This is a genomic window from Microbispora sp. CA-135349 (assembly GCF_050947365.1).
In the GTDB taxonomy this organism is placed as follows: domain Bacteria; phylum Actinomycetota; class Actinomycetes; order Streptosporangiales; family Streptosporangiaceae; genus Microbispora.
In genome coordinates, this window is sequence record NZ_CP192001.1 from 1,704,131 (window position 1) to 1,729,138 (window position 25,008).

Below are 25,008 nucleotides of genomic sequence, written 5' to 3' on the forward strand. Positions count from 1 at the left end.
TCTCATGACGCGCCGGTCCGGTCCGCGATCCGCAGCACGCCGCCCTCCAGCCGATGGAGCGTGTCGAGGCGGGCCACGTCGTACGCGAGGTGGGAGACCACCAGCACCGAGCGGCCACGTGCGCGCAGCTCCTCGGCCAGGTCCCAGAACCGGACGTACGTCTCCCAGTCGAAGCCCTGATAGGGCTCGTCGAGCAGGAGCACGTCCGGGTCGTGCATCAGGGCCAGGACGAGGTTCAGCTTCTGCCGAGTGCCGCCGCTCAACGTGGCGGGACGGGCCCGGCGGGAGCCGGAGAACCGCAGGGCGTCGAGGAGCTCCTCGGCCCTGTGCGGGCTCTCCAGGCCGTACGCGACCTGGAAGAACCGCAGGTGCTGCTCGACCGTGAACGCGTCGTGCAGCACCGTCTCCTGCGGGCAGTGACCGATGCGCCCGGTGGAGCGCACCGATCCGCCGTCCGGCCGCAGGTCGCCGGCGAGGACGCGCAGCAGCGTGGTCTTGCCCGCGCCGTTCTCCCCGACGACCCCCACCACCCGGCCGGGCGGCAGATCGAGATCCACTCCACGCAGGACCGGGCCGCCCCGGTAGCCCTTCCGCACGTCCCGCACCCGCAGCACGGGCCCATCCGACGGCATCGAACCGCGCTACTTCGGTGTGTCGACGGCGATGAAGGCGACGGTGCCGCTGCCCTGGACGCTGCTCACGCCCTTGCTGGAGCACTGGCTGACGTCCGAGGTCGGCGCGGCCTTCCCGGCGATCCGCTTGCCCTTCATCCTGCCTTCGGTGACCTCGCCGACCAGCATCATGTCGCCCGGGTTGTACGCGTTGATCGCGTCGAGATCGGGGCGGACCGTGGAGGTGCCCAGCGTCTGGCCCTGGGCGTCCTTCCAGGTGATGGTGCCCGTGCCGGTGACGTTCTGGACGCCGGTGCAGGACGCCTGCGCGCTGCCCTGGAGGGTGGCGGTCCCGGAGCGGATGTTGGGGAAGCTCCCGTCGGGAGAGGCGCAGCCCGTGAGCGTCAGCGCTCCCTTGGCGGTCACCGTGCGGGTGTCCTTGCCGACCGCCGGGTCGGCGGTGATCGGCTGACCGTCGGTGCCGACCGCGCACGTCAGCACGGTGTGGCCGCCCGCCTGCTTCGGCGAGGGTTCGGCGACCGGCCTGGTGCTCGCGCCGCTGCCGCCCGACGCGCCCTCGGCGACCGACGGGACGATCGTCAGGGCCAGGCCCAGCACCCCCGCCGCGGCGGCGCCGAGACCGGCGGCCAGGTACGCGCGAGATCGAGAAACGTTCATGGACATCCCCCCGAGTGATTGCTCTCGGCAAACTACCTATCACAATCGGTAACGACGGGCCGGGTGATTCGACATCGCCCGCACGCCTCTCGGCGGTGTAGGTACGTGTGTTAGCGTTGGTACATGTCCATGAAGAGAACGAACGTATACGCCGATCCTGAGGACCTTGCTCTCATCAAGGAGGCCGCGAAGCGCCGGGGCATTCCCGAGGCGGAGATCATCCGCGAAGGAATCCACTTGGCTGCGATGGCGAACCGCGTGTGGGACGAGCCGCTCGACTGGCCGACCTTCGAGGGAAGCGGCGAGCCGGTCGCCAACGATGAGATCACTTCGGCGGTGGCCAAGGGAGTTGCCCGCGGGTGATCGTCATCGCGGACACCTCCGGGATCATCGCCGCTTCTGACAGAAACGCGGCCGAGAGTGCCGATTGTCAAAGCATTCTCCGCGAGGCCGGGACCGTAGTCATCTCTCCGTTGGTGTTGGCGGAAGTCGACCACCTGGCCAAGGTCCGTTTCGGCTCTGCCGCTCGGGTACAGATCATCGCTTTCATCCTCTCCAACGCCCGCCGTCTGCGCTTTCGGGTCCCGGAAGTCTCGACCGAAGTCCTGGAGGCGGCATGTGCGGTGCGGAACCGCTATGCCTCGATGGACCTGGACCTGGACCTCGCGGACGCGGTCAACGTCGTGCTGGCCGCGGAGTTCCGGACGGACGCGGTGCTCACGCTGGACCGCCGCGACTTCCGGGCGGTGCGCCCCCTGACTCCGCACAAGGCCTTCCGGCTGCTGCCGGACGACATGTGACGCGGCCTCGGAACTCCGTGGGAGACGTGAGCCGGCTGGTGTCACGGGTTCGCGGGGTCGCCTGCCTTCCGGCGCGGCGGCTCTCCGGGCCGGCTCCACAGCGCCTCGCACGGCGAGGCGGCGCCGAGAAGCACGTTCATGCGGGGGTGACGGACGCCGACCGGTCGGCCAGTCTCTGGAGAGTGGCGGCGATCTGGATGTTGGTCTGGTAGTCGTCGCCCATGCGGACGATCACCGTCCGGGTGGACGGGGAGACCACCATGATCTGACCGTGTGCGCCCATCGCGGCGAGGTCGCGTCCGCCGTCGCCGCGGGGGAGAATCCACCATCCGTTGCGGTATCCGACGCCGATGCCGGCGAAGGTGGTCACGGGGGCACGATTGGCCGGGTCGAGGCTGCGGTCCAGGAACGCCGGGGGCGCGACCCGGCGCCCGGCGACCCGACCCCCGTCGAGCACGAGCTGACCGACCCGGGCGAGGTCGCGGGCCGTCACCACGAGACCGCTCTCGTGGTAGGGGAATCCGTGGTCGTCGAGGCACCATTCGGCGGGATGCTCCGCGCCCAGGTCGTTCCACAGGCGTTGCAGTGGTCGCCCCGTGAGCAGGGTGCCGGTCAGGCGCCGGTACGCCAGGCCGACGAGATTGGGCGCGTAGTCGTTGTAAGTGAACGGCCCCGGCGGGCTCGCGATCTCCGGCCGCCGGACGACGGTCCTGGCCAGGTCGGTCGCGTAGTAGACCGACGGATAGTCCCGGTTGAGCCAGGGAAACGAGATGTCGTCGGAGAAGGCGATGCCCGAGCGCATGTCGATCAGGTCGGCCAGCGTGATGGCGGCGAACCGGGGGTCCCTGGCGCCCAGTTCGGGAACGGCCCGGGTGACGGGCATGTCGAGACCGCCGATCGTGCCGTCCGCGACGGCCCGTGACACGAGCAGCGAGATCACCGTCTTGGACACCGAGAACGCGGCGGCCGGGCGGTCGGGCGCCCCTCCGTTGCCGTACCACTCGCACATCAGCCGGCCGTCGTGGACGACCACGATGCTCTGCGCGTTCTCGGTGGGCAGCGACCGGCGGATCGGGCAGTCGCCGGTCGTCCGCCACGGCCGGGGCGTCGTGGCCGCGGACACCGAGCTGTGCCGTTTCCACTGGACGTCGGTGATGCTCGAGTCCTGACGCACCAGCACCCGCAGGGCGTACGCGGCGTCGCCATCGGCCATGATCAGCAGGAAGACCACGACGAACGCGACGGCGGACAGCGGGAGAACCCAGCCGGTGTGCCGCGGCACACGGCGGAAGTACGGTCGCACAGCGTAAGTATATGTCATATACATTCACTTCTCGGAGGTGCCCCGGTGCCACGCCCGAAGACGATCGACCGCACGGCGATCCTGGCCGCCGCGCTCGACGTCGCCGACGCCGACGGCGTGCCGGCCGTGAGCATGCACGCGATCGCCAAGCGGCTGGCGGTGACGCCGATGGCGCTCTACCGGCACGTCGCGAACAAGGCCGATCTGCTGGACGGCATCGTCGAGCTGCTGATGGCCGACATCATGGAGGGCGTGTCCGCGCCGGGGCCGGCGGCCGGGCGTGACGCCTGGCCGGACGCGCTCGTCCACATCGCCGGCCGTGCACGGGCGGTGGCGTCGCGGCATCCGGCGGCCTTCAGCCTGCTGCTGAGCAGGCCGGCGGCCTCCGCGGCCGCACGCGAGGTCCGCGCGCACATCCACGACCTGCTCCGGCAGGCGGGCGTCGGCGGCGAGCACGTCGAACGGCTCGAACGCATCGTCACCACCACCGTGCTCGGCATGGCGGCCGGGCAGGCGTCGCAGCGGTTCGCCCACCACCCGCCCGGCGTGCTCGACGAGGACGTCCGCGCCCTGGCCACGTTCGTCACGGCCGGCATCGAGCCCTTCCGCACCCCGTAGGCCCGCGGCCCTCCTTCGTGATCCCGTCAGCCCGGCGGACCCGCGACCCCGACCCCGTGAGCGCCCGCGACCTCAGACGCCCTGAGGAAGGCGGAACAGCCTGCCGGGGTCGTACGCCGCCTTGACCTGGGCCAGGCGCGCGGCGTTGGCGCCGTAGTACTGCTGCCGCCAGTTCTTGAGGTCCGGGTCGACGTAGTTCACGTACGCGTGGTCGCCGAAGTGCGGCCGCATGGCGGCGTGGGCGGCGCGGGCCCAGGTGGCGGCAGCGGAGAAGTGGGCGTAGTACTGCACGCTGAACAACGCCTTGCGGTGCGGGAAGGCGGTGGCGTCGGGGCGGACCCTGGCGACGGCGCCGCCGAGCGCGTCGAGCAGCACCGAGTGCCGGCCCGGGGCGGCGACCTGGGCGAGCAGCGCCTTGATCCCGGCGGACGACAGCGGGGTGTAGGCGAAGTGCGACTTGGCCGAGAACGAGTCGCGGACGAGTTTTCCGCTCGCGTTCTGGCCGGGGAGCGTGCCGGGCCGGTGGCACTGCGCCACCGACATCGACGCGCAGCCCGCCTCGACCATCATCGCGTGGTCGTACGCGGAGACCGCGACATAGCGGGTCGAAGGGCCGGAGCCGACGCGGTCGACGAGCTTCTGCAGCAGGTTCTCGCACGCGGTCTTGCCGCCGATGTACAGTCCGCCGACCATCACGTCCAAGCCCGGGTCGTGGTTGAGGTGGCAGTTGGACCACAGCGCGTCGGGTGCGGAGGGCGCCCACGCCTGCCAGGCCTTCAGCACGGCCGCCGCCTTCGACCAGGGCCAGTGCAGGAAGAACAGGGTCACCGACCGCGTCCGATGGGTGCGGAACGTGAACGACGTCGCCACGCCGAAGTTGCCGCCGCCGCCTCCGCGGGAGGCCCAGTAGAGGTCCGGGTGCGAGCTCGGCGAGCAGGTCAGCGTCTTCCCGTCCGCCGTGACGACCTTCAGCGACTCCAGCACGTCGCAGGTCAGGCCGTACTGCCGCGACACCACGCCGATGCCGCCGCCCAGCGTGAGCCCGGCGACGCCGACCGTCGGGCAGGAGCCCGCCGGGATGCTGACGCCGTGCGCGGCCAGCTTGGCGTACACGTCGACGAGGCGGGCGCCGGCGCCGACCGTGGCGTGGCCGCCCGAGTAGGACACGCCGCTCATCGGCGACACGTCGATGACGAGACCGCTGCCCGTGGACCAGCCCGCGTAGCTGTGGCCGCCCGACCGGGAGGTCACCGGCACGCCGTACCGGCGGGCGAACGCCAGGCACTCCGACACGTCCGCGGTCGTCGTGCAGTAGGCCACCCCGGCCGGTCGCGCGGAGTCGAAGGCCGAGTTGAAGACCCGGCGCGCGTTGTCGTACGACGCGTCGCCGGGCCGGATCAGCTTTCCGTCCAGCCCCCGGCCGAGCGCGGACCAGTCGGCGGGACGGGGACCGGCCGCGAAAGCCGCGGACACCGGGCCGGAAACGACGGCGGCACCGGCCAGCGCCGAAACGCGAAGGAAACTCCGTCTGTCGATCATGGTCGTACTCCCGAGGTGGTGATCTACCTCGTTGAGACGCACATTGATCCGGTCTGGTTGGTTACAGTGCCATCACTTCCGGCGCCGTCACTTCCGGACACGGGAGCCGTCCCGTGCGACGACGCAAGCCGCGGCGTGGGCGGCGACGCCCGCCGGCCGGTCGAAGCCGTAACACGATCCGCCGCCAGGTCGAACTATCGGTGATGGACGCCTCCCGCCCGCCGATCAAACCGCTGAGCTGGCGGCTGGTCGCCGCCGGAGCCGTGCTGGTCGTCGCTCTGACGAGCCTGGTGATGCTGTGGCTGCTCCACGAGGCCGGCAGGGATCCGGCGCGCCGCATCGACGCCATCCGCACCGGATTCACCGTCGGCCTGGGTGGCGGCGGCACGCTGGTGCTGCTGCTCGGCGCGCGGCGGCAGTGGCTGCTCGAGCGGGCGCAGCAGCATGCCGAGGAGGACGCGACCTTCGCCAGGGAGCACCAGCGGCAGGTCGCGGAGGACAACCGGCACGACGCCGACGAGCGTCGCATCACCGAGCTCTACGTCAAGGCGGTCGAGCAGGTCGGGTCGTCACAGGCGCTGGTGCGCCTCGGCGGCCTGTACGCGCTGGAGCGACTCGCCCAGGCCAACGCCCATCTGCGGCAGACCATCACCAACGTCATCTGCGCCTACCTGCGCATGCCGTACCGGCCACCCGCACGGGTGGTGCACGCCGAGTTCGCCATGGCCGGGCCGTTCGGCGACGCCACCACGCTCACCGCCCCGGACGAGGTCGCCGACTCCGTCCAGGAACTGCACGCGCGCCTGGCGGCGCAGAAGATCCTCATCTCCCACCTGCGTGACGACCGACCTCATGACGAACGGGAAGGCATGCCGGACCGATCGGATTTCTGGCAGGTCTCGCTCGATCTCGAGGGAGCCTGTCTCGTCACGTTCGTCGCCGCGGACTGCCGTTTCCTCGACGGCACCCGGTTCGACGGGGCCACCTTCGTCGGGGAGACGCGCTTCAACCGGGCGCGCTTCTGCGGCAGGGCGGGGTTCACAGAGGCGGTGTTCCTGAGCCCGGTGCGTTTCGGTGCGGCCGTGTTCATGGGCGAGCTGTCGTTCGGGTCGGCGGTGTTCCACAGCACCGCGTGGTTCGACCGGGCGACGGTCGCCGACGTCAACGCCTTGCACGACGCCCCGCACGGATGGGAACTGCGGGACACGGACAGCGGGCGCGGGACGCTCGTGCGCAGGCCTCCGGGCGGGTCACCGTCCGGCTGACACGTCAGTGAGGATCCGGTCGACGGCCAGCGGGAGCTCTCCGGGGCCGGAGACGACGATGCCGGCGCCACCCAGCCGGCGCAGGGGCCCGATGTCGATGTCGTAGCGGTCGCCGATCGCCCACGCGTCGCCCGCGGAGGTGCGGGCGGCGCCGAGAACGGCGAGGAAGGCGCCGCTGTCCGGCTTCGGTGTCCGGCCGACGTCTTCTGCGGCCAGGAGCACGTCGAACGATTCGGTGGCGAGCCCGATCTTGCCGAGGATGGCGAGGGCGGCGGCCCGCGTGTTGTTGGTGAGCAGGGCGATCGGCACGTGTTCCCGGAGCCTGGCGAGTTCTCGCGCGACCGCGGGATCGGGCCGCAGCCCGTCGGCGATGGTCAGGTGGCGATGGCGGTAGTCACGCCACTGGTCGAGGCCGAAACCGTGCGCGAGGACGAAGGAGGTCGTGGACGTGCCGTCCCAGTTGTCGAGCATGGCCTGCTGGAGTTCTTCGAGCCGCGCGAGCGCCGCTTGGCGGGAGAGGCCCCGGAGCTCGACGAACATCCTGGCGATCACGTCCAGGACCTGGCCGACGTACGCCTCCCGCGGGTACAACGTGCCGTCCAAGTCGAAGATCACGAGCTTTGGCGGCGTGTCGTTGGTGTCGACCCTCATCTGAACCAATCGTGCGTCGGGGTACGGCGGACGTTGCTCCGGTGTTCACCGCCGCCACCATCATGCCCTGTCCGGCGGAGTGCGGGCAGGGCAAGGGCGAGCAGGCCTCCGGAGCGGCGCCGCCGAGGGCGGGGCAATGTGGGGGGAGGGGTCAGACGGCCGTGCAGGTAATAACCGCCGGTGCCGGGGTTCGGGCCCATGCCGTCGTGGTTGCTCGTCGTCACCCAGAGCCAGCCGTCCGGGGCGACGACCACGGTGCGCAGCCGTCCGTACGTCCCCTGGAGCTCGGCCACGGGGGTGCCGGCTCCACCGGGCGCCGGCACCGCCCACAGCCGCGTCCCGCGCAGCGCCGCGGCGAAGAGCGTCCCGTTGGCGTACGCGAGGCCGCTGGGCGACGCGTCGGCCGGGCGCCAGGTCACGAGCGGGTCGCGGTAGGTGCCGGTGCCGCACATGCCCTGGCAGGCCGGCCAGCCGTAGTTGCCGTGTGGCTCGATCAGGTTGATCTCATCCCAGGCGTCCTCGCCGAGCTCCGTGGCGTACAGCCGGCCGCTCGCGTCCCAGGCGAGTCCCTGGACGTTGCGGTGGCCGTAGCTGTAGGTCGGCAGGCCGGGGAACGGGTTGTCCGGGGGGACCGAGCCGTCGGGCCTGACACCCAGAATCTTGCCGCCGAGGCTACCCGGGTACTGCGCGCTGTCTTGGACCCTGGCGTCCCCGGTGGCGATGTACAGCATGCCGTCGGGGCCGAACGCGAGTTGACGTTTGTGCCGTTATGGGGTGGTATCGCGTGCGGTGGTGCCGTGCTTTCGATCAATGGGGATCGGAAGGGACGCGCCCATCGTGAACGTGCCCTCCCTGCGGACGCTGTGCCAGCGCAGCCGCGCCCCCAGGACCGCGGTGGCCACGGACTGGATGACGACCAGATACATCAGCTGCCGGTAGACGAGCTGCTGCAGCGGCAGCACCCACAGCGCCGAGGCCCGTTCGGCGTCCAGGCGCAACGCGTACCACCCGGTGAGCGCCTGCACCGCGACGAAGCCGGCCCACACCGCTACCACGGGAAGGGGGTCGCCGACGAGCAGCCCGTAGAGGGCCATGACGTCGACGACGGGGGCCAGCAGCGGAAGGATCACCTGGAACAGCGTGAGATAACCGAGGCATCGCCGGCCGAACGGGCGGCGCTCCAGGACCGCCCCGCGATGCTTCCAGATCGCCTGCAGGGTGCCGTAACACCACCGGTACCGCTGCCGCCACAGCTGTCCGAGCGAGGCGGGCGCCTCGGTCCACGCGCGGGCCCGCTCCTCGTAGACCACCCGCCAGCCCCTGCGGCAGATCGCCATCGTGAGATCGGTGTCCTCGGCGAGGGTGTCCGCGCTGACGCCGCCGGCCGAGGCCACCGCCTCGCGGCGGAACGCGCCGATCGCCCCCGGCACCGTCGCCATGCATCCGAGCAGGTCGAACGCGCGGCGGTCCAGGTTGAACCCGACGACGTACTCGATGTGTTGCCAGCGCCCGATCAGCCCGCGCCGGTTACCGACCTTGGTGTTGCCGCTGACCGCGCCGACCGTCCGGTCGGCGAGCGGCCGTACGAGGTGGCCGATGGTCGAAGGTTCGAAGACGGTGTCGCCGTCCACCATGACGAGGACGTCGTGGGCGGCGTGGGCGATCCCGGTGGTGAGCGCGGTGGGTTTACCCGCGTTCGGCTGCCGGACCACCCGGACCCCGGGCAGCTCGAGCGAGGCGGCGATCGGTCCCGTCTCGTCGGTCGAGCCGTCGTCCACGACGACCACCTCGACCGGGCCGGGGTAGTCGGTCCCGACCAGGGACCGCACCGTCGCCTCGATGCCCGCCGCCTCGTTGTAGGCGGGAACGATCACCGAGACCGGTGGCGGGGCCGCCCAGCAGGGAACGCCGGCGGTCGCGGGTCTCCGGCGTGCCCTGCGGGCGTGCGCCCACGCCAGCGCGACGAAGAGGACCAGCCGGAGCAGGGTGAGCACACCGGCCGCGGCGAGGAACCAGCCGAGCACCCGGACGAAGGCGAAGGAGGCGCGCTGGGCGAACCCCAGGACCGTGCCGAGGACGCGCTCGCCGGCGGCGGGAGTGTGCGCGGTGGGGAGTCCGACGGCGTCGGTGAGCGTGGTCGCGGCGTACCCCTTCTTCTCCAGCCGGGTGAGCAGCCGGTCGACGGCGGCCAGCGTCCGGGTGCGGTCGCCCCCCGCGTCGTGGAACATGATCACTGCGCCCTCGCCCCCGGCCGTGCGTGCGAGGGACGCGAGGACCATCTCGTCCACGGGCGGACGGCTCCAGTCCTGGGTGTCCACGTCGGTGAACGTCACGAGGTATCCCTCGTCGCCGAGCAGCCGCATCGTGGCGAGCTGCCCGAACCCCGCCGCTCCCGGAGTTGAGGAGTACGGCATGCGGGCGAGGCGGGTGTGGATCCCGGCCGCCGCGGCCAGCGTCTTCTGCGTCAGGGACATCTCCAGCCGAGCCCGCCAGGCCGGTACGGCGGCGAGGTCGGCGTGGGTGTAGGTGTGGTTGCCGATCTCGTGCCCTTCGGCGACCAGGCGGCGAGTGAGCCCGGGATGCTCGGCGACGTGGGCTCCCAGCACGAAGAAGGTCGCCTTCGCGTGGTGCTCGCGGAGCAGGTCGAGCAGCCGGGGAGTCCAGCGCGGATCGGGGCCGTCGTCGAAGGTGAGCGCCACCCTGCGGGGCCCCGGCCGCGCGCTGAGCGGCCGGGATCCCGAGACGTTGACCAGAGGGCCGCCGGAGCGGATCCGTTCCAGCTCCACCGAGTCGCCGAAGTCCCCCGGGGGTGGCTGGGTCTCCCCGACGACGTTGTGCGCGTACGCGTTGAGCAGCAGGGCTCCGGTCATGAGCAGCGCGGCGATCGCGACGAGGAACCAGTGTCCGCGCGGCTCGGCGAGCCCGCGCTCGGTGACCCTGCGCTCGGCCGGCTTCCGCTCGGGGGTTCTGCGCTCGGGGGTTCTGCGCTCGAGGGTTCTGCGCTCGAGGGTTCTGCGCTCGGCGGTTCTGCGTTCGGCAGGTCTGTGCGCGACGACCCTGCGCCGGGGGCTCATCGACGCCTCATTGAGGAGCCCCGGGCGTCTGCCCGGGCTGTTGCGGAAGCGTCTGCACGGTGCTGGGCTCCGGCGCGGGGGTCCGCGTCGCCTCTCCGGCGGGCGCGGTGGTCGCCGGGCTGCCAGGGCTCCCCGGGTTCGCAGGGCTCTTCGGGCTTTCCGGGCTTGTCGCCGCCGGAGACGGCGCGGACGTGGACCGGCCGGAGGAGGAGATCCGCACGTCCGGCTCCGGGCCCGCCGAAGGCGTCGCGCTCGTCCTGACGGAAGGAGAGGGGGAGGGCGCCCTGTTCGGCAGACCGCGAGTGGAGGTCGCCCGCGTCACCCGAGTCGCCGTCGCGCGCGGCGTGCCGCTCGCCCGGAGAACACGCCGGCGCTCGGACCCGCGGGACGGAGCGGGTGAGCCGGCAGGAGAGCGTTCCACGCTCTGCCGCCCCTGCGCGTCGAGCCACCCCATCGGGGGCAGCTCGGGCCCGGCCAGCGCCCCGCTCACCAGCGTGAGCGTCAGCGCGAGGACAACGATGGCCCCGCCGACCGCGGCGGCTGTCAAGATCTTGGCCCGGCGCCCGCTCTGGTCCACGAAGACGGCCGTACGCCCCGGGCGATGATCATCCACGACGCATGATCGTACGCGAATCGAAAGCAACTTCGATAAGTTCGAACCGTTTTGTAATCCGGAAGTCCGGACTTTCCTCATCCGCCGCGCCGCGCGCCACCGACTCTTTCATCTGGAACGCTTGGGCCGCAGTCGGTGAGGCTTAGAGGGATACCACGGTCAGGGCGCGTTCCAGGCCGAAGAAGTCCGCCGCGTTCCTTGTGAACAGGGGGATCCCTCTGCTCGAGGCCACCGCGGCGATCATGAGATCCATCCTCCGCGGTCGAGGATCACGATTCGCCGCGAGTGTGAGAGCGACGAGGGTTCCGTAACGCGCGGCGGCGTCGCGGTCGAACGGCAGGGGATCGAAGTCCGCGACGGCCGCGCCCAGCTTCTCCATTCGTGCCGCTCTCGCGGTCTCGTCCTTCGCCATGGCCACGCTCTGATGAAGTTCCGCAAGGGTGATCGCAGAGATCTCCGGCACGGCGGGCAGGTCCGCGGGGTCGAGCCTGTCCAGGTCGATGTATGTGCAGGTGTCGAGCAGTCCCGCCTCGTGCCGGTGGTCAGACACGGCCGCGGTCCCAGGGGTCGTCGTTCCGAGGCGGTCGTCCGTGCCGAACAACCCCTCCGATTCCTGCCGCATCTCGGTGTAGTCGACGTGCGGCATCCTGCGGTGGCGGCCGACCAGTTCCTCCGCTGTCAGGCGTCGTCTCCGTGGCAGTGGCCGCAGCTCGGCCACCTCGACGCCGTTACGAGTGATGTGATACGTCTCGCCGGCCTCGACCGCGTCCATGACGGCTGCGGAGTTGTTGCGGAACTCTCGCTGCGTGATGGTCTTCATGGAACCAGCGTAGCTCGGTGTGTCCCGGTGTGCTACACGATTCGGTCGCCACCAATGAGGGCGGTTGGCGGGGGTGGGGCTGGTTAAATGGGGCACTTGAATGGGCCGCTGAATGGGCTGCGACCGACCCTGGTTGTGCGGGCACGAATGAAGTTGACGTTTGTGCCGTTATGGGGTGGTATCGGGTGCGGTGGTGCCGGGCTTTCGATCAATGGGGATCGGAAGGGACGCGCCCATCGTGGAGGAGTGGCGCATGCCTGCGACGCCGTACGGCCGGGCCGGGTCCGGGGACGTCCTGCCCCCGCCCCGCAGTTTCGGCGAGGAGGGCGGGCGCCTGTCCTACGGCGGCTATCTGCGCCTGCCGGAGCTGCTCGCCCAGCAGGAGCAGCGGTCCGGAGCCAGCGACGAGCTGCTGTTCATCACCGTCCACCAGGTCTACGAGCTGTGGTTCAAGCTCCTCCTGCACGAGCTGGAGCGGATCAGGGACGCGATGATCGAGGGCGCGCTCTGGCGCGCGAGGCACCTGTTCCGCCGGGTCCACGCTGTGGAGAAGGTCCTGGTCGATCAGGTCCAGGTGCTGGAGACCATGACGCCGCAGGACTTCCTGGAGTTCCGGTCGGTCCTCGCCCCCGCGAGCGGCTTCCAGTCGGTGCAGTTCCGTGAGCTCGAGTTCCTCTCGGGCGTCAAGGACCCGGCGTACCTCGCCCGGCTGCGGGACGCGAGCGACGCGGAACTCGCCCGGCTGCGGCGGCGGCTGGAGGAACCCACGCTGTGGGATGCTTACCTCACCGCTCTCTCCCGGCGCGGCCTGCCGGTCTCCGACGAGCAGCTCATGGAATCCCTGCTGGCCGTGGCCCGGGACCGGGGATCGTACGACGATCTGTGGGACCTGGCCGAAGATCTCCTCACGCACGACGAGACGACCGCCCTCTGGCGGATGAGACACGTGCAGATGGTGGAGCGCCAGATCGGCACGAAATCCGGTACGGGAGGCTCGTCCGGGGCACCGTACTTGAGGGGAAGGACGCGCTTGCACTTCTTTCCCCTGCTCTGGGAACTCCGGGCCTGGCTTTGAATCCTCACAAGGGAGTGAGTAGCGACATGCCGCTCGAAATGGCGCTAGATCGGCAGGAATCGGATGAGGCTTTGGATGAGCTTCTCCGCACCGCCGCCGAGAGGTGCGCGCACGCGCCGGGAGCGCTGCAGGTGGAGGGCGAGGACCCCCTGGCCTTCCTGAGGCGGTACTACCGCAACGTCCCGCCGGAGGACCTGGCCCACCGCGACCCGGTGGACGTGTACGGTCCCGCGATGGCCCACCGCCACCTCGCCCAGCACCGGCCGCAGGGACGCGCGCTGGTCCGCGCCTACACCCCCACCCTTGAGGAGTGCGGCTGGGACCCGGGCCGCACGGTGGTCCAGATCGTCACCGACGACATGCCGTTCCTGGTCGACTCGGTGACGACCGAGCTGGACCGGCACGAGATCGGCACCCATCTGATCGTCCACCCGCAGATGCGGGTGTGCCGGGACATGACCGGCGAGCTGCTCGGCCCCGACCAGGAGAACGTGACCGGGCAGGTCATCCGCGAGTCGTGGATGCACATCGAGATCGACCGGCAGGCCGACCCCGCCGTGCTCAAGGAGCTGGAAAACGACCTGCAGCGGGTGCTGCTCGACGTGCGCTGCGCGGTCGAGGACTTCGCCAAGATGCGGGCGCTGGCCGTGCAGACCGCCGAGGACCTGGCGGTCAACCCGCCGCCGCTCGACCCCGCGCAGGTCGAGGACGGCATGGAGCTGCTGCGCTGGCTGGCCGACGGCCACTTCACGTTCCTCGGCTATCGGGAGTACCGGCTGGAGGACACCGACGGCGGCGCCGTGCTGCGCGGCCTGCCCGGCACCGGGCTCGGCATCCTGCGGGCCGACAAGGCCGGATCGGCCAGTTTCGCGGCCCTGCCGCCGAAGGTCCGCGCGAAGGCGCGGGAGAAACAGCTGCTGATCGTCACCAAGGCCAACAGCCGCGCCACCGTCTACAAGCCCCACTACCTCGACTACGTCGGGATCAAGGTGTTCTCGCCGGAGGGCGAGGTCATCGGCGAGCGGCGGTTCCTCGGGCTGTTCACCCACGTGGCGTACAACGAGTCGATCTCCCGCATCCCGGTCCTGCGGCGCAAGCTGGCCGCGATGCTGGAGCGGGCCGGGCTGTCGCCCGACAGCCACGACGGCAAGGATCTGATGGAGATCCTGGAGACCTACCCGCGCACCGAGCTCTTCCAGATCTCCGTGGACGAGCTGCTGCCGATCGCCCTCGGCGTGCTGCGGCTGCGCGAGCGCAAGCAGGTCAAGCTGTTCCTGCGCCGCGACGACTACGGCCGCTACATCTCCTGCCTGATCTTCCTGCCGCGCGACCGCTACACCACCAAGGTCCGCCTGCACATGCAGCGGATCCTGATGAAGGCGCTCGGCGGCACCTCGCTCGACTACAGCACCATGATCGGCGAGTCGGCGCTGGCCCGGCTCTACGTCGTGATCCGCGGCGAGCGGGGCACACCGATCGGCGAGACGCCGGTCGACGTCGAGGAGCTGGAGGCGCGGCTGGCCGCCACCACCCGCACGTGGGAGGACGACCTCGCCGCCGCGATCGGCGAGCTGTGCCCGGAGGAGGACGGCCCCCGGCTGCTGCGCCGCTACGGCGTCGCCTTCCCGGAGGGCTACAAGGCCGACTTCCCCGCGCGTACGGCCGTCGCCGACCTCAAGCGGCTGGAGGCGCTCGGCGAGGACCCGAACGCCATCGGCATGAACCTCTACGAGCCGTACGGCGCGGCCGAGGGGGAGCGGCGGTTCAAGCTCTACCGGCTGGGCGCGCCGATCTCGCTGTCGCGGGTGCTCCCGCTGCTCACGCGGATGGGCGTCGAGGTGGTGGACGAGCGGCCGTACGAGATCGACCGCGACCACAACCCCGACACCCGGGACGCCTGGATCTACGACTTCGGCCTGCGGTACACCCCGTCGGAGGAGGTGCACCGCGACGAGTTCAAGCGACTGTTCCAGGACGCGTTCGGCGTGCTGTGGCGCGGCGAGGTGGAAAACGACGGCTTCAACGCGCTCGTGCTGGCCGGCGGGCTCACGTGGGAGCAGGCCGAGATCCTCCGGGCGTACGCCAAGTATCTGCGGCAGGCCGGCACCACGTTCAGCCAGTCGTACATCGAGAAGGTGCTGCGGGGCAACGTGCGGCTGGCCCGGCTGCTGGTGCGGCTGTTCGAGGCCAGGCTCGACCCGCGGCGGCCCGACGACGGCAGGGCGGAGGTCTGCGACGCGCTGACCGAGGAGATCCTCGCCTCGCTGGACGAGGTCGCCTCGCTCGACGAGGACCGCATCCTGCGGGCCTACCTGGAGATGATCCAGGCGACGCTGCGCACCAACGTCTTCCAGGCCGCCCGCTCAGGAAAGGACACGGAGGGCGGGCGCGACGCCGGGGCCGCGGGCAGCCAGTTCGTCACCGGCAGGCGCAAGCCCTACATCTCCCTGAAGGTCGACCCGCAGGCGATCAGCGTGCTGCCGCGGCCCAAGCCGAAGTACGAGATCTTCGTGTACTCGCCCCGCGTCGAGGGCGTGCACCTGCGTTTCGGCAAGGTCGCCCGAGGCGGCCTGCGCTGGTCGGACCGCATGGAGGACTTCCGCACGGAGATCCTCGGCCTGGTCAAGGCGCAGATGGTGAAGAACACGGTCATCGTGCCGACCGGCTCGAAGGGCGGCTTCGTCGTCAAACAGCCCCCCGCCGGCGGGCGCGACGAGATGATGGCCGAGGGCGTCACCTGCTACCGCCAGTTCATCTCCGGCCTGCTCGACCTGACCGACAACCTGGTCGCGGGGCAGGTCGTGCCGCCGTCCGACGTCGTGCGGCACGACGGCGACGACACCTACCTCGTGGTGGCCGCCGACAAGGGCACCGCGACGTTCTCCGACATCGCCAACGCGGTGGCCAAGGAGTACGGCTACTGGCTCGGCGACGCCTTCGCCTCCGGCGGGTCGGTGGGCTACGACCACAAGGCCATGGGCATCACCGCCAGGGGCGCCTGGGAATCGGTGAAGTACCACTTCCGCACGCTCGGCGTGAACGTGCAGACCACCGACTTCACCGTGGCCGGCGTGGGCGACATGTCCGGTGACGTGTTCGGCAACGGCATGCTCCTGTCGGAGCACATCCGGCTCGTGGCGGCCTTCGACCACCGGCACGTGTTCGTCGACCCCGACCCGGACGCCGCGCGGAGCTTCGCCGAGCGGCGGCGGCTGTTCGAGCTGCCCAGAAGCTCCTGGGACGACTACGACCGGTCGCTCATCTCGGCCGGCGGCGGCGTGTGGCCGCGCACCGCCAAGTCCATCCCCGTCTCGCCGCAGACGCGCGCCGCGCTCGGCCTGCCGCACGGCGTCACCGCGCTCGCCCCCAACGACCTGATCAGCGCGATCCTGCGGGCCCCCGTCGACCTGCTGTGGAACGGCGGCATCGGCACGTACGTCAAGGCGTCGTCGGAGACCCACGCCGACGTGGGCGACAAGGCCAACGACGCGCTGCGGATCAACGCGGCCGACCTGCGCTGCAAGGTCGTGGGCGAGGGCGGCAACCTCGGCTTCACCCAGCGGGCGAGGATCGAGTTCGCGCTGAACGGCGGGCTGATCAACACCGACTTCATCGACAACTCGGCCGGGGTGGACACCTCCGACCACGAGGTGAACATCAAGATCCTGCTTGATCAGGTCGTCCGCGACGGCGACATGACCGACAAGCAGCGCAACCAGCTCTTCCTCGACATGACCGACGAGGTGGGCAGGCTGGTGCTGGAGGACAACTACGCCCAGAACGTCGTGCTCGCGGCGGCCCGCGCCCAGGCGCCGGAGATGCTGCACATCCACTCCCGCTACCTGCGGAAGCTGGAACGCGCCGGGCTGGTCGACCGGGAGCTGGAGTTCCTGCCGTCGGACAAGGTCCTCGCGGAGCGGCGCCAGGCCGGGCTCGGGCTCACCAACCCCGAGTTCGCGGTGCTGCTCGCCTACACCAAGCTCGTGGTGGACGCGGAGCTGCTGCAGTCGGACATCCCCGACGACCCGTCGCTGGCGTCCTGGCTGGTGTCGTATTTCCCCTCGGCGCTGCGCGACCGCTTCCGGGCGTACATGGACTCCCACCCGCTGCGCCGGGAGATCATCACGACCCGGATCGTGAACGACCTGGTGAACTTCGGCGGCACGAGCCTCGTCTACCGGTTCGGCGAGGAGACCGGCGCCTCGACGCCCGACATCGTGCGGGCCTACCTGGTGACGCGGGAGGTCTTCGACCTGACGTCGTTCGTGCGCCAGGTCGAGGAGCTGGACAACGAGGTCGACACCGCGACCCAGCTCGCGATGCTGCTGGAGGGCCGCAAGCTGTCCGAGCGCGGCACGCGCTGGCTGCTCGGCAACCGCCGCCCCCCGCTCGACCTCGCCTCCACGGCCCGCTACTTCATCGACGGCGCCGGAGGCCTGCTGCCCCACCTGCCCAAGTTGCTGACCGGGCCCGACCTCGTGGCGTACGAGGAGCGCAGGGACTCCTTCGTGGCCAGGGGCGTGCCCGGTGAGCTGGCCGAGCGCGTCGCGGCGATGGTCCCGGCCTACTCCACGTTCGACCTCGTGGAGATCGCGGCGTACACGGGCCGGCCGGTGAGCGAGGTGGCCGAGGTCTACTTCGACCTGGCCGACCGGCTCCAGCTCGCCCGGCTGCGGGAGCGGGTGATCGCGCTGCCGCGCGACAGCCGGTGGAACTCGATGGCCAGGGCCGCGCTGCGGGACGATCTGTACGCCGCCCACGCGACCCTGACCAGGGACGTGCTGATCCACAGCCGGCCGGGTCTGTCGCCGGAGGAGCGGCTGGCGAGCTGGACGGAGGCCAACCAGGCCGCCGTGACGCGGTCGCGGCAGACGCTGTCGGAGATCTGGGAGAGCGACACCTTCGACCTGGCGACGCTGTCGGTCGCGCTGCGCGCCGTGCGGACGCTGGTGTCCACCAGCAACCTCCCCCACGCGGAGGAGTGACGGCGCCCGCCGATCAGCGGTTGGAACCGCCGGTGACGATGCCTTCGTAGCCGACGACGTGCGCGGGCGCGGTGGACGCCTTGGGCGGCACCGCGCTCACGTACTGCTGGGTCTCGACGATCTGCCGCTTCTGCCGGATGAACAGGTCCTTGGTGGGGCTCAGCAGCCACCGCGCCGCCGCGGGGACCGTCACCGGACGCCCCTCGCCGCACTTGAGGCCCTGCGGGCCGGGGGTCCACGAGGACGTGCGGACCAGCGTGTACAGCATCATCGCGCCGCCGTCGCTCGTGCGCAGCGCGAAGATCGGGTAGTTGGGGGCCGAGGCGAAGATCGACTCGTAGTTCATGCAGTCGGCGGCCTTCGCCGTCTCCTTGGTCTCGCTGATCTCGTCGTAGAAGCCCGTCGTCTGCGGGCCTGGGGCGATCAGCCCGGAGGCGTAGCCCTTGGGGCCCTCCTCGGCGACGGTGGCGTGCAGCGGGCCCATCAGGTTGGGGCTGATGACCACCGAGGCGTCGCGCGACTCCAGCGCCGTGGCGTACCCCTCCGCGTCGAGGGCGACCGAGGGCGGCTTCTCGCCGGGGTAGAGCAGGGACGCGAAGCTGTTGCGCCACGGCCCGTCCCGGCCCTGCCGTACGAACGTGAACACGGCGGTGCGGACCTCGCCGGCCGCGTCGCGCCGCCGCGCCGTTGCGGCGAACCAGACGGCCGAGCGGCCGCTCTGCCGGGGCACGAGCACCGTACGGCGATCCCATGTGTAGCGGGCGGGCTTGCCGTCGCGGGAGTGGATCTCCGCGATCGTGATGGGCCGCTGGCCGTCCTGGGTGAGCAGGAGCGCCCACCGCCCGGCCCCCGCCTGCCTGAGCACGTCGTCGGTGTCCAGGAACGCGTCGAGCGCCCGGGAGGCCTCCTCCAGCGTCACCGGCGGCGCGCTGGGCGACGGCGACGGGCTCTCGGCGGGACTCGGCAGGGCGGAGGTGGCCGCCGCCGGGCTGGCCGGCGGCTGGACGGGCTCCCCGCCCGAGCAGGCGACGGCCGTACCGGCGAGGAGGGCAAGGGCCAGCGCGTTCCGAACGACCCCGTTCACCCCAGCCTCCCCTTGCAATCGATCCACATCGTACCGAGGCGTGCTGCCTGACAGGGTCTCCGATTCGCGTACCCTTTACAGACGTGGCAGTCATCGATCCAGCCGAAGAGATCAACGAGCTTAGCGGCACGCTGAAAGGCATTCAGGACGTGCTCGACGTCGACGCCCTGCGCAAGCAGATCGCCGAGTTGGAGGAGCAGACTGCCGCGCCGGACCTGTGGAACGACCCCGAGCAGGCCCAGCGCGTCACCAGCCGGCTCTCCCACCTGCAGGCCGAGGTCAACCGGGTCGACGGCCTGAGCCGCCGCCTTGAGGACCTGCCGGTCCTGTTCGAGCTGGCGTCCGAGGAGGGCGACGAGGACGCGCTGGCCGAGGCGGACAGGGAGCTCGCCGCGCTGAGGTCCGAGGTCGGCGCGCTGGAGGTCCGCACGCTCCTGTCGGGCGAGTACGACGCCCGCGAGGCCCTGGTGACCATCAACGCGCAGGCGGGCGGCGTCGACGCGGCCGACTGGGCCCAGATGCTGCTGCGCATGTACCTGCGGTGGGCCGAGCGCAAGGGCTACCCGGCGGAGGTCTACGAGACCTCCTACGCCGAGGAGGCCGGCATCAAGTCGGCCACCTTCACGGTCAAGGCCCCCTACGCGTACGGCACGCTCAGGGGCGAGCACGGCACCCACCGCCTGGTGCGGATCAGCCCGTTCGACAACCAGGGCCGCCGGCAGACCTCGTTCGCGGGCGTGGACGTGGTGCCCGTGGTCGAGCAGACCGACCACATCGACATCAACGAGGACGACCTGCGGATCGACGTCTACCGGTCGTCCGGCCCGGGCGGCCAGGGCGTCAACACGACCGACTCGGCCGTGCGGATCACCCACCTCCCGACCGGGATCGTGGTCTCCTGCCAGAACGAGCGGTCGCAGCTGCAGAACCGCGCGACGGCGATGGCCGTCCTTCAGGCCAAGCTGCTGGAGCGCAAGCGCCAGGAGGAGGCCGCGGCGATGAACGAGCTGCGCGGCGAGACGACGACGTCATGGGGCACGCAGATCCGCAACTACGTGCTGCACCCCTACCAGATCGTCAAGGACCTGCGTACGGGCGTGGAGGCGGGCAACCCCTCCGCGGTGCTGGACGGCGACCTCGACGAGTTCATCGAGGGCGAGATCCGCTGGACGCGCCGCCAGGAGGCCGGCGACGCCCAGTAGGCGGGCGGCCCCGGCTGGAGAGCGCCGCGGGAAGGAAAGTGCTCAGTAACCGCTGACGTGGGCGAGCGCGGTCAGCGCCACGACCAGTAGCACGACCAGCGCGATGACCAGGGGCGACAGCCCCATGAACCCGTGGTGGTGAACCTTGGCGCGGCCCTCGCGGCAGACCGGGCAGCGCCCCTCCACCACGGGCCCCGCGCACGCGGCGCAGATCAGATGTTCGCAGCTCATAGCAGCTTTACCGCCCTATCGCCCAAGGGCTAATCGTTTTGTTTCCGTTATGGACGTTCCATGCCAGTGTTACCCCTAGACTGGCCTACGGCCAAACGGAACGTCGATCCAGAGCAAAGTGACCGGCGACCCCCGGACCGGCCGTCCCACCCCCTAGACTGGCTAGCCGTGATGCGCCCGTGATCCATTTCGATAATGTCACCAAGGTCTACGCGAACCAAAACCGGCCCGCCCTCGACCACGTGAGCGTGGACGTCGACAAGGGCGAGTTCGTGTTCCTGGTCGGACCGTCAGGCTCGGGGAAGTCCACCTTCCTCCGCCTGGTCCTGAAGGAGGAGCGACCCAACAGCGGCTCCATCCACGTGGCCGGCAAGGACCTGTCGAAGCTGTCCAACTTCAAGGTGCCGCACCTGCGCCGCCGCATCGGCTGCGTGTTCCAGGACTTCCGGCTGCTGCCGAACAAGAACGTCTACGAGAACGTGGCGTTCGCCCTGGAAGTCATCGGCAAGCCGCGTCGCTTCATCCGCAAGGTCGTGCCCGAGGTCATCGAGCTCGTCGGCCTGGAGGGCAAGGCGCACCGGATGCCGGAAGAACTGTCCGGTGGCGAGCAGCAGCGGGTCGCCATGGCCCGCGCGTTCGTCAACCGGCCGATGATCCTGCTCGCCGACGAGCCCACCGGGAACATCGACCCCGCCACGAGCATCGGCATCATGAAGGTGCTCGACCGAATCAACAGGACCGGCACGACCGTCCTCATGGCGACGCACGACGCCGCGATCGTCGACTCCATGCGCAAGCGCGTGGTCGAGCTCGAGGACGGCAAGATCGTCCGCGACCAGTCGCGCGGCGTGTACGGCCAGGCGTATTAGGAGTAACAGGGACCATGCGGGCCAACTTCATCTTCTCCGAGGTCTGGATCGGCCTTCGCCGCAACCTCACGATGACCATCGCGGTGGTCGTGACCGTTGCCGTCGGCATGGCGCTGCTCGGCGTCGGAATGATGATCAACTCCCAGGTCTCGAAGCTCACGGGCTACTGGACCGACAAGGTCGAGGTGTCGGTCTACCTGTGCGTCAAGAACTCCTCCTTCGCCGCCTGTAAGAACAAGGCGGGCCTCACCCAGGAGGAGAAGGCCAACCTGGAGCAGACGATCAAGGGGCTCCCCGAGGTCGAGCGGGTGGAGTTCGAGACTCAGGCCGAGGCGTACAAGAAGTGGCAGCAGCAGGAGAACAACCAGACCCTGCTGGCGGTGACCAAGGTCGAGGACATGCCGGAGTCGTACCGGATCAAGCTGAAGGATCCGGACAAGGCGGCGGCCGTCACGAGCAGCCTGAAGGGCCAGCCGGGTGTCGCGAATGTGATCAACGAGCGCGACCTGCTCGACTCGGTCTTCGGCTTCATGGACAAGCTGCGCTACATGGCGCTCGGCATCGCCGCCCTCATGTTGATCGCGGCGACCCTGCTGATCGGCAACACGGTGCGTCTGTCGGCGTACAACCGCCGCAGGGAGACCGGCATCATGCGGCTGGTCGGCGCGTCCAACATCTACATCCAGCTTCCGTTCGTGATGGAGGGGCTGATCGCCGGCCTCATCGGCGGCGTCCTGGCCGGCGTGATCCTGATCATCGTCAAGATCGCCATCTTCGAGTCGATCCAGACCTACATGGCGGCACCCCTCGGCTGGGACACGGTCGCCGGCGTGATCACTCTCACCATGGCCATCGGCGTGCTGATCTGTGTGCTCGCCTCGTTCGTCACCCTGCGCCGCTACCTGCGGGTCTGATCCCGCACCGGCCGCGCACCTCGTTTCCGCCCTTCGTGGCGACGGTAGGCTCCCCTTATGCCACGTGAGACCGGGCGCAAGCTGATCGCCCAGAACAAGCGTGCCAGGCACGACTTCTTCATCGAGGACACCTACGAGGCCGGGCTCGTCCTGACCGGCACCGAGGTCAAGTCCCTGCGGGCGGGAAAGGCCAACCTGACCGACGGTTACGCGTCGATCGAGGGCGGCGAGGTCTGGCTGATCAACGTGTACATCCCGGAGTACAGCCAGGGCACCTGGACCAACCACGCCGCCCGGCGCACGCGCAAGCTGTTGCTGAACCGCAAGGAGATCGGCAAGCTCGACGCGACGCTCAAGGAGAAGGGCCTCACGCTGATCCCGCTGTCGATGTATTTCAAGGACGGCCGGGCGAAGATCGAAATCGGCATCGCCCGGGGTAAGAAGGACTACGACAAGCGGCAGACGCTGATGGAGAAGCAGGCCAACCGCGAGATGGCCCGGGCCATGTCGAACGCGGTCCGCCGCCGGGGGGGCCGTTAGGCCGTGTTCCGTACTCTGTCCGTCCGGGCGAGAGCCGTACGTGCCGTGCTCGCGCTGGGGCTGACCGCGCCGTTGCTGACCGGCTGCTTCGAGGAGCCGTCGCCGCACGAGGCGGTGCGCGACTTCCTCGTCGGCTGGCAGACGGGGGACTACGCGGCCGCCGCACGCCGCGCCGACGGCGACCAGGCGGCGGTGCGCAAGGCGCTGGAGGACGCCCGCCTGCAACTGGACGCCGCCTCGATCCGCTTCTCGCTGCGGGGGATCAGCCAGGACGACGACGCCGCGCAGGCGAGTTATCACGCCGAGGTGGACCTCGGTGAGAACAACCCCCTCTGGCGGTACGACGGCAACCTGCCCCTGCACCTGGTGGGCGGCCAGTGGAAGGTGCGGTGGTCGCCGAGCGTCATCCACCCCGATCTGCACCCCGGGCAGCGGCTCGCGGTCGCCACCGTCCCCAAGGGCCGCAAGCCCATCCTCGACCGCAACGGCAACGCGCTGCAGGACGAGACCGTCCTGCACGTCGCCGGGGTCGTCCCCGCGAAGGTCAAGGACCCGGGCGGGCTCTGCGACCAGCTGTCGAAGGTCACCGGCTTCGCCCAGGACCGCCTGCTGAGCCGCATCCTGTCGTCGCCCCCGCAGGACTTCGTCCCCCTCGCGACGTTCGGGCGGACGAAGTTCGCCCAGATCAAGGCCAAGCTGGAGGCGATCCAGGGCCTGGAGTTCCAGATTGACAACCCGCCGGTCGCCCCCAAGTCGCCCACGCAGATCGTCGGGGTGGTCACGGCGATCACCCCGGAGGCGGAGCAGCGGCTCGGCGGGCCGCAGCGGGCCGGCGACACGCTCGGCCGGGACGGCCTGCAGAAGGCCTACCAGGACCAGCTCACCGGCTCGACCGAGACCCGGGTCGTCATCCTCGACAACACGACCGGGCAGCTGGTCAAGGAACTCAAGGCGTGGCCGGGACGGGAGAACTCGTCGGTCCAGACCACGATCGACAGCCGGTTGCAGAGAGCGGGGGACACCGCGGTGGCGGGGCCCCGCCCGGCCGCGCTCGTCGCGGTGCAGGCCTCCACCGGTGAGCTGCTGGCCGTCTCCGCCAACCAGCTGCACCAGGAGAAGGACGCGCTGGCCGGCAGATTCGCGGCCGGCACCGCCTTCTCGGTCGTCGCCGCGCAGGGACTGCTCCAGTCGGGTCTGGACCCCAAGCAGAAGGTGCCGTGCAGCGCCGATCGCACCGTGGGCGGCGCCCGCTTCCAGCAGCCCGGCGTCAACGGCGTGACGACGCCCACCTTCCAGACCGACTTCGCCCAGGGCTGCGTGACCGCCCTGGCGTCGCTGGCCCGGCGGATCAGTGGGCAGCGGCTGTCCGCCAGCGCGTCCCAGTTCGGCATCGGCGGCGACTGGAAGCTGCCGCTGAAGACCTTCAGCGGGTCGATTCCGGCCCCCGACGGGGACGCCGCGATCGCCAAGATTCTCGCCGGACAGGGCGCCCGCGTGAGTCCGCTGGCGATGGCCCTCGTCGCCGCGGCCGTCAAGTCGGGCACGTGGCGGCCGCCGGTGCTGGTGACCTCGCCCGCCACCCCCGATCCGGCGGCCGAGGAGGGCACCATGCCGGTCGCCCCGCAGCCCGTGACCCTCGATCCCGCGATCACCGCGAAGCTGCGTACGCTCATGCGGGCCGGTGTGGCCTCCGGCGCGGCCTCCGCCGCCTCCGCCCCCGGCGACCCCGTGTACGGCGTGGCCGCCGAGGTCACCCAGACGGAGAAGAAGGAGCGCACCAGGCTCTCGTGGTTCGTGGGCTGGCAGGGGGACGTCGCTGTCGCCGTGCTGGCGCAGAGCGGCGACGTGTCGGCCGCTTCGGCCATCGCCGGGAGCTTCTTCCGCGACGCCCAGCCGCAGACGTGAAAAATACTCGGAGGCGAGCAACCATCGGGGCGGCGACCGGCGTCTTTCTAGGTGACTGGGCCCCGCTTGGGGGGTTGCGGGCCCAGTCGCCGTGATGAGGACAGGGCTCCATCTCGGGGGGAGCCCTGCTCGTCTGGACCGGCTCGACCCTGCCGGTCGGCCCCCGGGACGCGCGCCAGAGGCCGCGTTCCCGGGGGCTTCGGCGTCTCCCCGGCCCCGGGGCACCGGGGG

Annotated in this window: 21 protein-coding genes and 1 pseudogene; 12 read left to right on the plus strand and 10 right to left on the minus strand. The window is 70.5% G+C overall.

The features are described 5' to 3' along the window. Window positions 1–2 precede the first annotated feature (2 nt). Together ACQPZZ_RS08315 and ACQPZZ_RS08320 are read right to left on the minus strand one after the other, a co-directional pair. Window positions 3–632 carry an ABC transporter ATP-binding protein gene (locus ACQPZZ_RS08315; RefSeq protein WP_432930438.1) on the minus strand — a complete coding sequence of 210 codons (630 nt, stop codon included), beginning with the start codon at window positions 630–632 and terminating at the stop codon, window positions 3–5. 9 nt (window positions 633–641) lie between these two features. Then, on the minus strand, window positions 642–1,289 hold the full coding sequence (locus tag ACQPZZ_RS08320) for a hypothetical protein (protein WP_432930440.1): 648 nt from the start codon (window positions 1,287–1,289) through the stop codon (window positions 642–644). A 123-nt stretch (window positions 1,290–1,412) separates the two neighbouring features. Here ACQPZZ_RS08320 and ACQPZZ_RS08325 point away from each other — a divergent pair, with 123 nt between their 5' ends. Both ACQPZZ_RS08325 and ACQPZZ_RS08330 read left to right on the plus strand, forming a co-directional pair. After that, window positions 1,413–1,652 carry a CopG family transcriptional regulator gene (locus tag ACQPZZ_RS08325; RefSeq protein WP_432930442.1) on the plus strand — a complete coding sequence of 80 codons (240 nt, stop codon included), beginning with the start codon at window positions 1,413–1,415 and terminating at the stop codon, window positions 1,650–1,652. Then, window positions 1,649–2,089: a type II toxin-antitoxin system VapC family toxin gene (locus ACQPZZ_RS08330; protein ID WP_432930444.1), complete on the plus strand. Its 441-nt coding sequence runs from the start codon at window positions 1,649–1,651 to the stop codon at window positions 2,087–2,089. The genes ACQPZZ_RS08325 and ACQPZZ_RS08330 overlap by 4 nt, the downstream gene beginning before the upstream one ends. 136 nt (window positions 2,090–2,225) lie before the next feature. Here ACQPZZ_RS08330 and ACQPZZ_RS08335 read toward each other — a convergent pair whose 3' ends face one another. Further along, entirely contained in the window at window positions 2,226–3,392 is a 1,167-nt protein-coding gene (locus ACQPZZ_RS08335; protein WP_432930446.1) for a serine hydrolase domain-containing protein, read from the minus strand. Window positions 3,393–3,437: 45 nt separating this feature from the next. Between ACQPZZ_RS08335 and ACQPZZ_RS08340 the strand changes: the two genes are divergently transcribed. Continuing rightward, window positions 3,438–4,010 carry a TetR/AcrR family transcriptional regulator gene (locus ACQPZZ_RS08340; RefSeq protein WP_432930448.1) on the plus strand — a complete coding sequence of 191 codons (573 nt, stop codon included), beginning with the start codon at window positions 3,438–3,440 and terminating at the stop codon, window positions 4,008–4,010. A 72-nt stretch (window positions 4,011–4,082) separates the two neighbouring features. On the opposite strand, the gene ACQPZZ_RS08345 is transcribed toward ACQPZZ_RS08340, so the two are convergent. Continuing rightward, the gene (locus ACQPZZ_RS08345; RefSeq protein WP_432930450.1) at window positions 4,083–5,549 is read right to left on the minus strand and encodes an FAD-binding oxidoreductase; all 1,467 of its coding nucleotides are present in this window, start codon (window positions 5,547–5,549) and stop codon (window positions 4,083–4,085) included. Window positions 5,550–5,752: 203 nt separating this feature from the next. Between ACQPZZ_RS08345 and ACQPZZ_RS08350 the strand changes: the two genes are divergently transcribed. Beyond that, on the plus strand, window positions 5,753–6,814 hold the full coding sequence (locus ACQPZZ_RS08350) for a pentapeptide repeat-containing protein (protein WP_432930452.1): 1,062 nt from the start codon (window positions 5,753–5,755) through the stop codon (window positions 6,812–6,814). Here the strand turns inward: ACQPZZ_RS08350 and ACQPZZ_RS08355 are convergent. The 3 genes and pseudogenes from ACQPZZ_RS08355 to ACQPZZ_RS08365 all read right to left on the minus strand — a co-directional run bounded on the left by ACQPZZ_RS08355 (window position 6,800) and on the right by ACQPZZ_RS08365 (window position 10,539). Then, a complete protein-coding gene (locus ACQPZZ_RS08355; protein WP_432930454.1) occupies window positions 6,800–7,465 on the minus strand; it encodes an HAD family hydrolase in 666 nt (221 codons plus the stop codon). The two genes, ACQPZZ_RS08350 and ACQPZZ_RS08355, sit on opposite strands and share 15 nt — an antisense overlap. Beyond that, a pseudogene (locus ACQPZZ_RS08360) lies at window positions 7,462–8,208 on the minus strand (PQQ-dependent sugar dehydrogenase); the annotation flags it as partial. The pseudogene ACQPZZ_RS08360 and the gene ACQPZZ_RS08355, both read right to left, overlap by 4 nt. A 24-nt stretch (window positions 8,209–8,232) precedes the next feature. Beyond that, window positions 8,233–10,539: a bifunctional polysaccharide deacetylase/glycosyltransferase family 2 protein gene (locus ACQPZZ_RS08365; RefSeq protein WP_432930456.1), complete on the minus strand. Its 2,307-nt coding sequence runs from the start codon at window positions 10,537–10,539 to the stop codon at window positions 8,233–8,235. Window positions 10,540–10,598: 59 nt separating this feature from the next. Here ACQPZZ_RS08365 and ACQPZZ_RS08370 point away from each other — a divergent pair, with 59 nt between their 5' ends. Next, window positions 10,599–11,144 carry a hypothetical protein gene (locus ACQPZZ_RS08370; protein WP_363645941.1) on the plus strand — a complete coding sequence of 182 codons (546 nt, stop codon included), beginning with the start codon at window positions 10,599–10,601 and terminating at the stop codon, window positions 11,142–11,144. A gap of 150 nt (window positions 11,145–11,294) precedes the next feature. On the opposite strand, the gene ACQPZZ_RS08375 is transcribed toward ACQPZZ_RS08370, so the two are convergent. After that, entirely contained in the window at window positions 11,295–11,972 is a 678-nt protein-coding gene (locus ACQPZZ_RS08375) for a type II toxin-antitoxin system prevent-host-death family antitoxin (RefSeq protein ID WP_432930458.1), read from the minus strand. A gap of 253 nt (window positions 11,973–12,225) precedes the next feature. Between ACQPZZ_RS08375 and ACQPZZ_RS08380 the strand changes: the two genes are divergently transcribed. Together ACQPZZ_RS08380 and ACQPZZ_RS08385 are read left to right on the plus strand one after the other, a co-directional pair. Next, window positions 12,226–13,047 (plus strand): tryptophan 2,3-dioxygenase, encoded by an 822-nt coding sequence (locus ACQPZZ_RS08380; protein WP_363645938.1) that lies wholly within the window; start codon window positions 12,226–12,228, stop codon window positions 13,045–13,047. Window positions 13,048–13,073: 26 nt separating this feature from the next. Further along, window positions 13,074–18,032: an NAD-glutamate dehydrogenase gene (locus ACQPZZ_RS08385; RefSeq protein ID WP_432930461.1), complete on the plus strand. Its 4,959-nt coding sequence runs from the start codon at window positions 13,074–13,076 to the stop codon at window positions 18,030–18,032. Between the two features lie 13 nt (window positions 18,033–18,045). Here ACQPZZ_RS08385 and ACQPZZ_RS08390 read toward each other — a convergent pair whose 3' ends face one another. Further along, window positions 18,046–19,116 (minus strand): hypothetical protein, encoded by a 1,071-nt coding sequence (locus tag ACQPZZ_RS08390; protein WP_432930463.1) that lies wholly within the window; start codon window positions 19,114–19,116, stop codon window positions 18,046–18,048. An 83-nt stretch (window positions 19,117–19,199) separates the two neighbouring features. Between ACQPZZ_RS08390 and prfB the strand changes: the two genes are divergently transcribed. After that, entirely contained in the window at window positions 19,200–20,318 is a 1,119-nt protein-coding gene (gene prfB / locus ACQPZZ_RS08395; RefSeq protein WP_363645935.1) for a peptide chain release factor 2, read from the plus strand. A 42-nt stretch (window positions 20,319–20,360) separates the two neighbouring features. Here prfB and ACQPZZ_RS08400 read toward each other — a convergent pair whose 3' ends face one another. Continuing rightward, entirely contained in the window at window positions 20,361–20,549 is a 189-nt protein-coding gene (locus ACQPZZ_RS08400) for a hypothetical protein (protein ID WP_363645934.1), read from the minus strand. A 179-nt stretch (window positions 20,550–20,728) separates the two neighbouring features. Between ACQPZZ_RS08400 and ftsE the strand changes: the two genes are divergently transcribed. From ftsE to ACQPZZ_RS08420, 4 genes are read left to right on the plus strand one after another with little or no spacing between them, the layout of a single operon-like run. Next, window positions 20,729–21,418: a cell division ATP-binding protein FtsE gene (ftsE, locus tag ACQPZZ_RS08405; protein ID WP_079315626.1), complete on the plus strand. Its 690-nt coding sequence runs from the start codon at window positions 20,729–20,731 to the stop codon at window positions 21,416–21,418. Between the two features lie 14 nt (window positions 21,419–21,432). Next, the gene (ftsX, locus tag ACQPZZ_RS08410) at window positions 21,433–22,332 is read left to right on the plus strand and encodes a permease-like cell division protein FtsX (protein ID WP_363645933.1); all 900 of its coding nucleotides are present in this window, start codon (window positions 21,433–21,435) and stop codon (window positions 22,330–22,332) included. A gap of 57 nt (window positions 22,333–22,389) precedes the next feature. Continuing rightward, the gene (gene smpB, locus ACQPZZ_RS08415; protein WP_363645932.1) at window positions 22,390–22,872 is read left to right on the plus strand and encodes an SsrA-binding protein SmpB; all 483 of its coding nucleotides are present in this window, start codon (window positions 22,390–22,392) and stop codon (window positions 22,870–22,872) included. A gap of 3 nt (window positions 22,873–22,875) precedes the next feature. Further along, on the plus strand, window positions 22,876–24,777 hold the full coding sequence (locus ACQPZZ_RS08420) for a penicillin-binding transpeptidase domain-containing protein (RefSeq protein WP_432930466.1): 1,902 nt from the start codon (window positions 22,876–22,878) through the stop codon (window positions 24,775–24,777). The last annotated feature ends 231 nt before the right edge of the window (window positions 24,778–25,008 follow it).

What these genes read in the sequence shown, in the direction of transcription:
- ACQPZZ_RS08315 (WP_432930438.1), bottom strand. Translation starts at nt 632, where the DNA reads ATGCCGTCGGATGGGCCCGTGCTGCGGGTGCGGGACGTGCGGAAGGGC.
- ACQPZZ_RS08320 (WP_432930440.1), bottom strand. Translation starts at nt 1,289, where the DNA reads ATGAACGTTTCTCGATCTCGCGCGTACCTGGCCGCCGGTCTCGGCGCC.
- ACQPZZ_RS08325 (WP_432930442.1), top strand. Translation starts at nt 1,413, where the DNA reads ATGTCCATGAAGAGAACGAACGTATACGCCGATCCTGAGGACCTTGCT.
- ACQPZZ_RS08345 (WP_432930450.1), bottom strand. Translation starts at nt 5,549, where the DNA reads ATGATCGACAGACGGAGTTTCCTTCGCGTTTCGGCGCTGGCCGGTGCC.
- ACQPZZ_RS08350 (WP_432930452.1), top strand. Translation starts at nt 5,753, where the DNA reads ATGGACGCCTCCCGCCCGCCGATCAAACCGCTGAGCTGGCGGCTGGTC.
- ACQPZZ_RS08355 (WP_432930454.1), bottom strand. Translation starts at nt 7,465, where the DNA reads ATGAGGGTCGACACCAACGACACGCCGCCAAAGCTCGTGATCTTCGAC.
- ACQPZZ_RS08365 (WP_432930456.1), bottom strand. Translation starts at nt 10,539, where the DNA reads ATGAGCCCCCGGCGCAGGGTCGTCGCGCACAGACCTGCCGAACGCAGA.
- ACQPZZ_RS08375 (WP_432930458.1), bottom strand. Translation starts at nt 11,972, where the DNA reads ATGAAGACCATCACGCAGCGAGAGTTCCGCAACAACTCCGCAGCCGTC.
- ACQPZZ_RS08380 (WP_363645938.1), top strand. Translation starts at nt 12,226, where the DNA reads ATGCCTGCGACGCCGTACGGCCGGGCCGGGTCCGGGGACGTCCTGCCC.
- ACQPZZ_RS08385 (WP_432930461.1), top strand. Translation starts at nt 13,074, where the DNA reads ATGCCGCTCGAAATGGCGCTAGATCGGCAGGAATCGGATGAGGCTTTG.
- ACQPZZ_RS08400 (WP_363645934.1), bottom strand. Translation starts at nt 20,549, where the DNA reads ATGAGCTGCGAACATCTGATCTGCGCCGCGTGCGCGGGGCCCGTGGTG.
- ftsX (WP_363645933.1), top strand. Translation starts at nt 21,433, where the DNA reads ATGCGGGCCAACTTCATCTTCTCCGAGGTCTGGATCGGCCTTCGCCGC.
- smpB (WP_363645932.1), top strand. Translation starts at nt 22,390, where the DNA reads ATGCCACGTGAGACCGGGCGCAAGCTGATCGCCCAGAACAAGCGTGCC.